Source organism: Lewinella sp. (assembly GCF_050633125.1).
GTDB lineage: Bacteria > Bacteroidota > Bacteroidia > Chitinophagales > Saprospiraceae > Lewinella.
On sequence record NZ_JBOEFX010000102.1, the window covers coordinates 1 to 13,571 of the forward strand.

Genomic DNA, 13,571 nt, shown 5'->3' on the forward strand with positions numbered 1-13,571 from the left:
TGATCGTTTCGGTGTTGCCACAACCAGGTACGGAACTGTCGCTGAAGGTGATCGCTACCGTGCCGCATATGTCCGAACCAGTGGCCATGCCCGTAGCTGATGGATCAGTAGCATCACCACACTCTACCGTAGCGTCTGCCGGGCAGGTGATGTTCGGTGGCGTCGTATCTACGATCGTGATGATCTGCGTGCAATTCGATGGGTTGCCTGCTTCATCCGTAGCTGTCCAGATTCGGGTAAGTACCCCCGTATTGCCACAAGCTGTAGCAAAATTATCAACCCAGGAAATAGTGGTCATCCCACAGTTGTCGATACCAGTAGCCACGCCGGTGGCTGAGGGCAATGTAGATTCATCACACTCCACGGTGGCGTCCGCCGGACAATCAACGCTAGGTGGTGTGGCATCAATTACCGTCACCGTAGTCATACACTGGCTCGAAAGTATTCCGTCGCTTACCGTTAGGGTGACGTTGGTGGGACCCAGCCCATAAGGGCCCTCCGGGCTGGCGGTAAAAGTCAGTATATCCATATCTGGATCGGTAGAACCGTCATCGAATTCCATGGCGACGACCTCGGCCTGGCAGTTGGCGTCGGCGTTAACGGTTACGGGTTGGCAAACAGCGACAGGGGGCCGATTACAAGCCATCAACGGGTCTTCGATGGTAATCGTAATATCACAGGTTCCCTGGTTACCGTTGACGTCGTTTGAAATGATCGTGTATGCATTATCCCCGAGATCATCGCAGGTAAACTCAAACTTTACCGGCTGTATGCCTATTCCTCCTTGTCCGGTAATCACGTCACAATTATCTGTCCTACTTTGAATAATAATATTTTCAATCACACCAAGGAATAACATATAGCGACCGCTTGTATCCAAGTTGAACGTTATATCCTGGCAGACGAGCACCGGGCTAATCGTGTCGCGCACAGTGACCTGGGCCATGCAGGAAGCCCAATTGCCCACACCGTCAAAAACGGTCAGGGTAACCTCGTTGGGGTTGTTGGCTGTATCGTCGCAATCGAAGGTATTAGGCTCAACCGTCATGGAAGCTACACCACAATTGTCATCAGAGCCGCCGTCTACGTCGGCAGCAACAATACTGGCATCGCCATTGGTGTCCAGGAACACTTCAATATTTTGGCAGACAGCCGAAGGTGCTACGGCGTCAACAACAACTATTACCTGTGTGCAGGCTTCGTCGACCAAACAACCACCCTCAGCGCGGACAAAATAGGTGGTAGAAAACGATGGGGTTACCATGACACTTACTCCTGTGCCTACGATTGTAGGTGGAGAAGGAGCCCCAAGTGGACATTCCCCTTCGTACCATACCCAAGTGGTACCATCCCCCAAGTCACCAACGACACTCAGTGTTACCTCATCACCGGGGCAAATGCTAGCAGGGCTAAACATGGTGCTGGTAATACTGGATGCTGTACAACAAACATTGTTATCATCCGCTACCGTGAAGCTACAAGTAACAGTCTCTGTATTCATAAACTGGTCGGTCACTTCTAGCGTCACCGTTTGCGGACCTACGTCATCGCAGTCAAAAGAGAGACTGCTTTCACCGTCGATCAGGAAAGAGAGCGGGCCACAGCCGTCGCTAGAATCCACTATTTGTGCTACTGTGACGGTAGCGGTGAGGTTCGCGTCGAGCTGTACGGTCAAGTTGCTGGCACAAACTGCTGTAGGATCAGGTGTAGCACCTTGGAATTCGTAGGCACCTATATCGAAATTGCCTGGCTGGCCAGGAGCAGCATCTACGGGGCGGGAGTTGCCGTATAAATCGTCATTGGGAGCCCCCGCAGCCGTTCCGGCATCAATAGCCGGTGAACATTCTTGCAAGTAAAAATCGGCACCACTGACAAAGAGCGGGTCGATGTCACCATTGCCATTCGGGCAATCGATACAAGCAGCATAACCGCCTTGTACGATAGATCGGGTGACTGCTGGGCTCGTTCCGCTATTGATAATACTTCCTCCCGTGTTAGACCATACAATACAGTTGGTAAAACTAGGGTTGCCGTTTTCATTAAAAACGCCACCACCCTGACTAGCAGAATTCCCTGAGAAAGTGCAATTGATTACAGCTGTAGTATTGTTGAGGAGGCTCATTCCACCACCATCACCAGTCGCCGAGTTTCCGAAAAAGAGACAATTGCTGATCGATAAACTACCATTGCTAAACACTCCACCTCCTTCATTTGCCGTATTCGTGATAAAACGACAACTGCTGATCGTGGCATTACTGCTAAAGCTATTGTAAACAGCACCACCAATTCCAGCTTGATTGCCGGAGAAGGTACAGTTGGTAACGGAGGGGTTCGCACCAGCAGAATTGTTCATTCCGCCACCAAAGGCAGCGGTATTTCCCATAATAAAGCAATAGTTAATCACCGGAGAGGAGCCGTTATCATTAAACATTCCTCCGCCGTAGCTCGCAAGATTGTTTGTAAAAGCACAATTAGTAATGGTCGGAGAAGAAGCCTGATTAAGCATTCCTCCCCCCCTAGTGTTGATGCCGGAACCACTATCATTAGCGTTTCCTTCCGAGATGGTAAAGCCATCCAAACGGGCCGTAGCGTTTAATCCAATATTATTTACTACATGGTAACTATTATCGAAATTGCTACTGCCATTTCCAATGTTTCCACTGAGTAGAGTACCGTTTGCAGCAGGATTAGGATTACGATCACCCAATCCAGGGTTTCCTAAATTTGGAAAACCACCGTAGATAGCGAGGTTGTTTTTCATCACAAAGGCATCGGTGCGGGCGGTCCCGGGGTAGTAAGTACCTTCCGCTACCCAAATTTCGGTGATGCCAGGGCAGGTAAGTGCTAGCGCATCCTGCAAATCGGTAAAGGCATCCGCCCAGGAGGAGCCATCATTGTTTCCAGAAGCATCATCGTTCACGTAAAGGATATTACCGCTAGGGCAACAAATGTCGTTTTCGTCAATCCCATCAATACAGTTATTGTCTACGCCGTCGCAGACTTCCGGGGCGTCGGGGTTGATATCAGGATCATTGTCGTCACAATCACCGGCTTGCAGTGCCCAGCCGGGGCCGGGGTCTTCGCAGAAATCTTGTCCGGTGCCAGTGCCGTAGTCGTCGCCATCGGTGTCTGTGTAGTAAGTGGTGATCGTAAGTGTCGCCTGGTATTCGTAAGCCCCCACATCGATGGTTGGTGCACCTGGAATAGCTTCGAAGGTACGGTCGTTGCCGTCGAGATCGGTAGAGGTTGTATTGGCACTGTCATCACCAGCGTCAATAGCGGGGGAGCATTCCTGGAGCTGAAGGTCACCATTTGCCTGGTCAACGAAGAGGGGATCAACATCCAGCACATTGGTACAGGTATAAGCGAGTGAGCCAGTAGGACACCCCCCTTGCACGATGGAATTAGTAATGTCGGCACTGCCGCCAATGATTAAAAATTCACTTCCCCCATCACCCCAGAAGATGCAATTTTTTACGATTGGATAGACACCGATAAATCCGCTCAAACCACCAGCATTGTTTCCAGAATAAGTGCAATTGACCAACGTTGGATTAGAACCGGAAGAGAACGCTGTTCCAACATTTCCGTTTCCGAAGAACGTACAGTTGGTATAAATGGATTCGTCTCCATAGGTGTTCAAGCCATTTTCAACATTATTGGTGAATGCACAATTCGTTACTTCCATGCCCGCACCACCATCTATTCCGTCGCTGCCATTTTCGGTAAAAACACAATTAGCGATTGTTGGTGAGACAAAATATACAGACATGCCATCAGCATTGGCGTCCCTGATGGTAAATCCATCTAATACTGCTGTTGCACCAATGATGACGTTGGTGCAATTATCACCCAATCCCGCCGTGCCGATTTCACCACTTAAGGTGGACACATTGGTCACCCAGTCCCTTACGCCAAAGTCTCCTTCTTGCCCTGGTGACCCCGGGAAGCCGCCGTAGATGTCGACGCCGTCTTTCATCTCAAACTGATCCGCTTGGTTGGTGCCGGGTACGTAGGTGCCTTCCGCCACCCAAATTTGGTTAATACCCGGACAAGTACTTGTCAGTGCATCCTGCAAATCCGTGAAGGCGTCGGTCCAGGAGGAGCCATCATTATTACCCGTCGCGTCGTCGTTTACGTAGAGGATACTGCTACAAGGTGGGGCGGCTATCGACTGATCATTGGAATACAGGATCGTGCCATTTGCGCCCGTTACCCAGACGTTATCGGCATTGCTACCCCATATGCTCACCAGGATTTGCGTCGTTCCCGAGGTTTGCGGCGTCCAGGTGATTCCGTCCCATTTATGGACATTACCATTTTCACCCACTGCCCAAACGTTGTAGGGGTCAATTCCCCAAACGCCACGGAAGAATTGATTGGGAGGGGTTGGCTGCACCGTCCAAGCGTTGCCATCCCATTTCAGGATGGCCGCACCGGTCGCAGCCCAGACATTGCTGGCGTCGCTGCCCCAAATATCATAAAATGCTCCCCCAGCGCCCAGTGGTTGTGTCTGTGTTGCCCAGGTGCTGCCATCCCATTTGGCGATAGTGCCGAACGCGCCCCCCGCCCAAATGTTATTGGCGTCAGCTCCCCATATAGAATTAAAATTCTGCGTGGTGCCAGAAGCCTGGGGCGTCCAGCTGCTCCCATTCCATTTCAAGATGGTGCCGTTGCCGCCCACAGCCCAGATGTTGTTGGCGTCGCTGCCCCAGATATCCAAAAGGGACTCTGTAGTACCTGATACTTGGGTCGTCCAGCTGCTGCCATCCCACTTCAGGATGGTACCGTTGGACCCCACTGCCCAGACGTTGTTGGCATCAATGCCCCAGACATCCCAGAGCAATGCAGTGGTACCTGAGTTTTGGCCCGTCCAACTACTGCCATCCCATTTTAGGATAGTCCCCCCCCAGCCCGCAATCCACACATTGTTGGCATCAATACCCCAACTGGAAGGGAGGTATTGTGTGGACCCCGAGGCCTGGGGCGTCCAGGTTTGCGTGGTACCGAAGAAAGGAAATAGCAGTAGAACTGCCCATAACAGTGCAATGCGGCCAAAGAGGCTGCCAGCTTTTTTTGTGGTGGATAGTAATATCATTTGGATGAATTTTTTAAGATTAGTGTTTGTTAGTATCCAGTATCAAGACCGTAGGGTTTCCGGTTACCCCGGCCGCTCGCATGACTTTTTCTGTTTCGGGATCGGTGAAATAGGCTTGGAAGGCTTCCAAGGAAATCCATTCACTGAGGACGTACACCGTTTTAGGGTCATCGTATAGCGTGCCGAATTCAACGTCGATTTCTCCGGCAGCGGAACGCCTGGACGCTCCGGCAGCAAAGTCAGACTTCCAGGTAGCAAAATCGGCTACCTGATGATGCACAAGCACTTTGACGAGTGGACTAAACGCCGACCTGGCAATTTTCCATTCGCCATTGTATTCCACCATCGTATGGGCATAAACTCCGGTGGAGTAGATGTTGATGTCATAGACATTCGTTCTGCCATAAATTTCATAGGTGCCCATAGCAATTAAGGCCTCTTCAATATCCGACCAGACGATCTGGGTTTGCCGGAGTAGCAGTGTGACATTATTGGCTTTGAATTGCTCGCCAAAAGCGGCAGCGATTTGCTCAGGACCATAGAATTCTTCACCGTCGGTAGCTACGTAGGTCGCAGCATCCGTATACATTTTTTGAAGTTCGGCTAGGTCTTGCTTATTATAAGCTGCCATGAAATTTCGGGTAAAGACCTGTATCCCGAATTCATCCGATGCCGTTTGGGCCTGTAGACCAATGAAAGAGAAAGCACAGCATAGCACTGTGCAGAAAAAATAATTCCTCATAGGTGAATGTTGAGTGGTCAAACCTGGAATATTTCCAACCTCCCAAAGGTCAGCGTAAGCGAGGAAAAAGCCTTTCACTTATTTTTCAAAAGCCCGGACTTATTTTACAAAAAGGAATAAACGACTAGGACTTATTTTACATACCCTTGTAATATAAGTGCCAAAACACTGATTTTTATCGGTTTACTTAGATCGCTTTGGATCAATCCTTACGTCAATGAAACACCATAAACTCTTGCACCATCGGTTCCCTGCGCTTCGAGCGCCCAGGACATATTTTATAAACGTTAGGACATTTCCTGCACAGGTAGTGCTTTTTGTACACGGGGCTTATTTTTAGAAATAAATAGTGATACCTTTCTTCTATCATGAAGGCATCTACCACAACATGGGCGGTTATATTTGGTCTGTTGCTCCTTTTTCCTTTAGCGTCAATGGCGCAAAAAGATTTATTTGTAGAGCACATCTCTACCGAGCAAGGTCTTTCTCAGGGGCTGATCTTCGATATTCTCCAGGATAGAGAAGGTTTCCTTTGGTTGGCGACCAAGGATGGGTTGAACCGCTACGATGGCTATCAATTCAAAGTTTTTACGAATGACCCCGACGACCCTTCATCTATTGCAGGGAATACCGTGACCTCGTTATTCGAAGATGCTGCGGGTAGAATTTGGGCGGCAGTAGACAACGCCGGACTCAGCATTTATGATAAGGCAAGTGGACGCTTCCATCACATCAAGCACGCCCCGGAAGACCCCCAAAGCTTATCGGCTAATTTCGTCTCTACCATTATTGAGGACACATTGGGCTATTTTGTTCTGGGAATAGAAGAAAGCGAGATCAACATTCTCCGGTTAAACGAAGAATTCTTTCGCTCTGAGAAAGCCCCTTCGGTCGTACGTTTATCCATGCCTACTTCCGATGAAGAACAACGTGGGTTGCATACCGAACTTAAAGGCATCGCACGGGATGCCAAAGGACGCGTCTGGGTGGGTGGAGAGAATGCCCTTTTTCAATTAAATGTACAAACAGCCACTTTAACGCCAGCCTTTTCAGGGTACTCTATTGGCACGGTCTTTTCTCCACCGGATGGCTCATTATGGTCTTGTGGATTTCGTCAGCCATTGTTTCATTGGGATGGAACGAATGCCCATCGCTTTCCCATTCCCTTTAGGAAGGCCGTAACTATCACAATGGACGACCAAGCAAACATGTGGCTCGTGACACCCGACACTTTATTCCTCCTGCAACTTACAGATTGGCAAGCTGAGGAATCTGCAGAACAAGCGACCGAGCGTATCCTTTACCAATGGAAACTCAATACTCCTTCTAACGACGATTACCCCATACGGTCAATGATCATCGATCAGTCCGGTCTCATTTGGTTAGGCACCAACGGTCATGGCTTGTACAAGATTAATCCGAACCGGATGCTTTTTAAGCATTACCTGTCGGGAATTTCGATTCGCCAAATCACCCAAATGCTCGATGACGACATCTACGCATTGAGCTATGATGCTGCGTGGTATCAGGAAAATGGTACGAAACTAGGAGGTAATCCCTTCCAGCCAGAGAATGAATCTCTTTTTGTTGACTTTTTAATTCTTACCAAATCAGGGCACTACTGGCTCCGACAACCCTCCCCTGAGCTGGATGATTTTAGCATAAAAAGCTACGACCCCGGCACCGGAGCTACGCATATTTATGAATTGGACTGGCACCACTATGACACCCAGCCGATGATAGAAGGCCAGGATGGCATGATCTGGATGGCTGGCTACAATGGAGTACTCACGAGTATTGATCCTCAAACGAAAAAGATCGAATCTTATCAGCTAACGGATGGCAAAAATCACGGCCCTAGAGTCATGGACAAAAAGATTTTCTCGCAAGAAAGCTCTAGTGCACTTTACGAGGATGCCCAGGGAGTTCTATGGGTGGGCACCAAACAGGGAATTACGAAATGTGTCCGTTCTTTACCGTCTGGAGGCGACCTCCAGGTAACCAGGTACGCTAACCTTCCCGGAGATAAAAGCTCTCTAAGCTACAATCACGTCACCTGTTTTTTAGCCGATCCCCACCAGCCCGATCGTTACCTTTGGGTAGCAACCAAAGGGGGAGGGCTTAATCGTTTAGATAAAAAATCCGGCACCTTTTTACGCTTATCTCAAGAAGATGGCTTACCAAACAATGTGATCTATGGCCTCCTGTCTGATGATGAGGGTAATTTGTGGGGAAGTACCAACAATGGTATTTTTTGCCTGAGTTTCGACACTGCCTCACCTAAAGGTGATGAGTTAGCAGGAAATAAGCACCTTTCCCCCGAAGCATCCACCTATGTTTTTCGCAATTTCTCCACTACTGATGGTTTACAAGCGCTCGAGTTCAACATCGGTGCCTATGCACGTCTCGCGAATGGTGACTTGGCATTTGGAGGGGTCAATGGAATCACTATTTTCAATCCTAGCGAGGTCGTAGCTGGTGATTTTAACCCACCAGTTTACATTACCGATATTCTGATCAACAATAACCCTATCAGTCCCAAGGATAAGGTGGAGATCATAAAAAACACGCCGGAAACCACGCAAAAAATTACGCTTACCCATTTACAAAACATCCTAACTATTGAATTCGCTGCCCTCGACTTTAATACTCCAGCCCTCAATCGCTATCGCTATCAACTGGTCGGTGTAGATGATAGCTGGGTAGAGTCTTCTACTCACCGTTCGGCCACCTTTCTTAATCTTTCGCCCGGTAGTTACACTTTCCGGGTTCAGGGCACCAATAGTCGCGGGATCTGGAGTGACAAAACAGCCACCTTATCCATTATCGTCTTACCGCCCTGGTGGAAAACCTGGTGGGCCTATGCCTCCTATTTGTTAATCTTAGGAACGATTATCTGGAAGTATTTTCAGTTTTCTATTAATCGTGCCCGCTTGCACCAACAGCTTACTTACGAAAAAAAAGAGGCTGAGCGGATGAAAGATTTAGATGCGCTCAAGACCCAGCTTTATACTAACATGACACACGAGTTCCGTACCCCACTGACGATCATCCTGGGCATGGCCCAACAGATCAAAGAGCAGGCACCCTCAAAAAGAGAAAACGGGCTGGATCTCATTATTCGTAATGGTCAAAACCTCTTGGGATTGGTCAACAAAATGCTCAACTTATCCAAGTTGGAGAACGGAAAGATGACCCTCGAATTAGTACAAGGGGACGTCATCACTTTTTTACGAAACCTTATCGAATCCTTCCTCTCATTAGCAGATAATAAAGATATTCAACTGCATTTTCTACCCGAAGTAGATATATTAATGATGGACTTCGATGCGGATAAATTGCAGCAGGTGATCTCTAACTTAATCTCTAATGCGTTTAAGTTTACGCCGGAAGGCGGACACATTTATTTTAGCATCAGAAAGGAAGAAGCCGTGGTCACCATCAGGATCAAGGATACGGGGCGGGGCATCCCTCAGGAGGAATTAGATCAGGTCTTTGAACGTTTTTATCAAGTGGACAATACCATCACCCGCGCATACGAGGGCACAGGCATCGGGTTGGCGTTGGTGAAAGAGCTGGTTACGTTAATGAAAGGAAAAATCACCGTGCAAAGTCCGCCAATAGGCTCTAATCGGGGTGCAGAATTTATCCTGGAGTTTCCCTACGACCAGCCATCAGAGGAGAGTAGCAAAGAACGACTTTCTACACCAGCGAATAAGGGGGTAGCAAAGGCTGTGGGGACTACTCAACCAACCGAGTCCCGTGTTGCAGCATTAACCATTACGCCCGCCACGCCACGGCAGTCCCCAAAGCCCGCTCAAATCTTACTGGTAGAAGACAATATTGATGTGGTGGCCTACGTGGCCTCTTGCTTGCCAGACCACAAGCTCGCAGTTGCCGAAAATGGGCAAGAAGGCCTCGAAGTCGCTATGGAAATGATCCCTGACCTCATCATCAGCGACGTAATGATGCCAGTTATGGACGGTTTTGAGCTTTGTCGTCGCCTTAAAGCAAATCAGCTTACGGATCACATTCCCGTAATTCTCCTTACGGCCAAAACAGATTTTAGCAGTAAAATAGAAGGCCTTGAATTAGGTGCCAGCGCTTACCTGCCCAAACCATTTGATAAGCAAGAGCTACTCTTGCTCATCAATAATCTTCTGGATCTTAGAAATAAACTACGCCGGCATCACCAACAACAAGCAGGTTTGGCACCCCCAGAAACATCTATTGAAAGTGCTTCCGTTGAAAACACTCCAAATGCCCCCTTTGTAAACAAGGTAATAGCCATCGTTGAAGAACACATCGGAGACTTGGACTTTACCGTAGAACAGCTGGCCAGAGAACTGCACCTCAGCCACTCCCAACTAAGAAGAAAACTAGATGCGCTAACAGGCGTTTCTCCCAATCATTTCATTCGCTTTCTGCGCTTAAAAAAGGCAAGGAAACTACTCCTTACATCAGATCTGAGTATAACCGCTATTTCCTATGACTGTGGATTCAATGACCCCAGTTATTTTTCCCGAGTCTTCAAAAAAGAATATGGCACAACGCCGATGGCCTGGAGGTCGGCAGAAACCCGATAGGTGATAACCTCATAGTAGGGGTCGGCCATTTTTCCTCGTCCAGCTCCGCTGGCATGTAACTCAAATCGGAATGCTTATAAAGCGGTTGGGCAGGCTCTTCTATCACCATGCTACGCACGGTTTCCAGTTCGGTATAATAACCAGTAATAACACTGGTTGGGCAATACTGTTCTGCAAGCGGCAGCTGTAGTAGGTGTTGTTCAGGTCGATCACGGTGCCTTCCAGAAAAGTATTGATCGTCCAGTTTTTGGTTACTTCAACCGGGTAGCTGAGCGATGTTCATGACTTTTATAATTTAATAGGGGTTCTAGGTTGACTAAGAAGGGCAGCACACCTACTCCCAGCCTGATTTTTGTTCTTCTACGATACTATTAAGCTGTTCATCACGAGCGGCGGCGGCGCGCTCTTGTGCCCGCTCCATGCCCAATGCGGTAGCTTGATCAAAGTATTGAGCAGCTTTGTCATACTCTTTGGTCACCAGATAGTACTCGCCCATACTGTAGTAAGCGTAGGGATCTTGGGCGGCCATCGTCAGGTAGATTGAAAAAGCCTGCTTGGCTTCTTCCAACTGCTGGTTTTCCAGGTAGTAGTAACCCATGCTGTTGAAATCGGGATAAAAGTCAGAACTAGTTTCTATCAGCTTGGAATTCAACTCAATCGGAGCGATATATCCAGTTTCGGTCAGCGTTAATCGTTCTTCCAAGGCGGCATCTATATTGCCTTCCATATAAGCCTGGTGCAATTCTGCCCTCGAGGCAGCAGAGGGATGAGACTGAGAAAAGCGAACTTGTTGGGCAACTAGTGTAGTAGTAAGGCCCAGAAAAAGAAGCATTGATGATAATAGGAGTTTCATAATAATAGGTTTTTAATAGTTAAAGATTATTGACGATCTAGGATCAGAACCGTCGGCTTTCCGGTCACACCAGCTTGCTGCATGGCTTTCCCCATTTCCGGGTTAGCCATCAGGGCCTGAAAATTCTCAAGGGAGGACCATTCACTAAGGATGTACACCATATTAGGATCATCGCGCAGGGTACCGATTTCGGAGCTGATTTCACCAGCTTCTATCCGGGAAGCTTCCCCGGCTTCGAAGCCCGACTTCCATTTGTAAAAGTCTTCTACCTCATGATGGACAAGCGTTTTGACGAGAGGGGCGAGTACGGATTTAGCAATTTGCCAGCGGCCATCGTACTTTACCATGGTATTGGTGTAGGTGCCTATGGTGTGAATATCTATGTCATAAACAATTGTCTTTCCGACAATCTCGTAAGTCCCACGAACGACATAGCCACTCTGGCCCTGCACCCTAATGACCATTGTTGGCCGCAACCGTAAGTTGACATTCTTGGGCTGCCCTGGATCCATCAGGTGGGAGACAATCTGGTTACCTCCAACCATTTCCTTGCCGTCTCTATCTATCCGGACAGCGTATTCATTGTACATTTTTCTCAGACTAGCAGCATCTTGCTCATTGAAAGCAGATACATAGCCCTGGGAAAAGATTTCCAGCTCTTTTATAGCCGAGATTGTCTCCGGTTTTACCCCATGTATGGTCGTATAATTCAGTAAGTTGGCGGGATAATCTAGGTTGTTCATTATTATGATATTTATATGGTTGTTTATAAAATTTTTTGGTCTTTAATGCCAATGGTTGTCGCTCATGACTTGGTGTTTGTTCATTTCAGGAGAGCAACTATTTACTGGCGGCATCTGCCAACTGCTTGGTATCGACGTATTGCTGAAAAGCCGTAACCTTGCCATTCTGGAGTGTCCACAGGTGAGCCACCTGAGCGTCGATGAGCGCTCCGTTGCTTTTGCGTTTGGCATCATAGCGGAGGGTAGCGAGTACCTGATTGCCGACCATTTCGTGCAGCTGGATATCTTTGAGGTTGAAGTACTCGTGTTCCGCACCAATCTTTGCAAAAACACCGTTCAGAACGGCATCGGGGCCTACGTAGGGGTTACCCACTGCTAAGGCATTGCCCTCCGCCTCGTTCCATACTACCTGAGCATCCAGTACTCCGAGTACCCCCGGTATATCTCCACTTGCGAATGAGTTATACAAGCCCTCGACAACAGCTACATTGCCGGGGTCAGACAGGATACCCAGCTGCTGCATGAAAGCCATATTATCGAAAAAGTCCTGCTCCTGAGTAATCTTCCCGTCTTTCATGATGGCCAGCGTGGTGCCTTCCAAATCAACCATTCTGCCTGTGGCAGGAATACCGAAGAAATCCCCCGTATGCCTACCTTTAAAAGTCCAGTGCTTGACGATTTTATCGCCCTCTCCAAAGGCATCTACAACCTTAAATCTGACTTCAGAGAAGCCCGTTACAAAGTTGCTGTAGTATGCTTTGAAAGCGGCAACACCCACCACATTCTCCGGGCTGGCTATCATCACAATGTTCTCATCAAAGTTGTCGGCATTGATCTCGTCTATTTGGCCGCCGTTCACAATTCTGTCCCAAAGGGCTTCGTAGTATTCTATATTTCCTTCCATTTCGGTTTGGCCCGTTTCCTCGGTCTCCAGTGGCAGGTGCACAGATTTGGCGATCAGCCAGCGGCCTTTATCTTCAATCATAGAATTGTAATATCTACCAGTGAAATGGATGGCACTACCATCTGATTTAAGGTTGCCGAAAACCTCGTAAGTACCACTGGCTACAAAGGCGTGTTCCCGATCAGACCAACTAATTTGTGAATGCCGGACGAATACGGTAGCGTCGTTCTGCTTGAATTGTTCGGCAAAGAAAGCAGCAATTTGGTTGGCCCCCACCAGCTTTTCTCCCTCCTGATCAATCCGGGTCGCAAATTCGGTGTAGAGCTTTTGCAGGGCGGTAGCATCTTGCTGGTTGTAGGCCCGCATAAAATCGTAGGCAACGGTCGCCATCGCAGCTTCATCCGCCATTGATTGAGCTTGTAGATGGGTGTAGAAGGTGGTGCATAGCAGCAGCAGGAAAAATGAGCCCTTTTTCATTAGAATATTTTTTAAAGATTTCATAGGTGAGGCTTTAGTAAAATCGTGTTGAGTAATATGGAAGAAATCGTATTCCTTCCTGACACTACAAAGGTGTAGGCCAGACAGTGAGATGCCTTTCACCTATCTTACAAAAGCAGGGACTTATCTTACGAGAAGGAAAAAAAG

At 48.2% G+C, this 13,571-nt stretch carries 6 protein-coding genes; 1 reads left to right on the forward strand and 5 read right to left on the reverse strand.

The features are described from left to right. Both ACRBG0_RS20905 and ACRBG0_RS20910 read right to left on the reverse strand, forming a co-directional pair. The coding region (locus tag ACRBG0_RS20905) for a right-handed parallel beta-helix repeat-containing protein (protein WP_431488795.1) at nt 1-5,098 on the reverse strand (5,098 nt) is incomplete at its 3' end. Between the two features lie 19 nt (nt 5,099-5,117). Further along, the gene (locus tag ACRBG0_RS20910; RefSeq protein WP_431488796.1) at nt 5,118-5,840 is read right to left on the reverse strand and encodes a YybH family protein; all 723 of its coding nucleotides are present in this window, start codon (nt 5,838-5,840) and stop codon (nt 5,118-5,120) included. Between the two features lie 368 nt (nt 5,841-6,208). Between ACRBG0_RS20910 and ACRBG0_RS20915 the strand changes: the two genes are divergently transcribed. Then, on the forward strand, nt 6,209-10,426 hold the full coding sequence (locus ACRBG0_RS20915; protein WP_431488797.1) for a hybrid sensor histidine kinase/response regulator transcription factor: 4,218 nt from the start codon (nt 6,209-6,211) through the stop codon (nt 10,424-10,426). A gap of 334 nt (nt 10,427-10,760) precedes the next feature. Here the strand turns inward: ACRBG0_RS20915 and ACRBG0_RS20920 are convergent, their stop codons facing one another. From ACRBG0_RS20920 to ACRBG0_RS20930, 3 genes are all read right to left on the reverse strand, one after another. Beyond that, nucleotides 10,761-11,279, reverse strand: a complete 519-nt coding sequence (locus ACRBG0_RS20920; protein ID WP_431488798.1) for a tetratricopeptide repeat protein — start codon at nt 11,277-11,279, stop codon at nt 10,761-10,763. A gap of 26 nt (nt 11,280-11,305) precedes the next feature. Then, nucleotides 11,306-12,022, reverse strand: coding sequence for a DUF4440 domain-containing protein (locus ACRBG0_RS20925; protein WP_431488799.1), 717 nt, complete (start codon nt 12,020-12,022; stop codon nt 11,306-11,308). Between the two features lie 97 nt (nt 12,023-12,119). Continuing rightward, entirely contained in the window at nt 12,120-13,403 is a 1,284-nt protein-coding gene (locus tag ACRBG0_RS20930) for an ester cyclase (RefSeq protein ID WP_431488800.1), read from the reverse strand. Nucleotides 13,404-13,571: the final 168 nt, after the last annotated feature.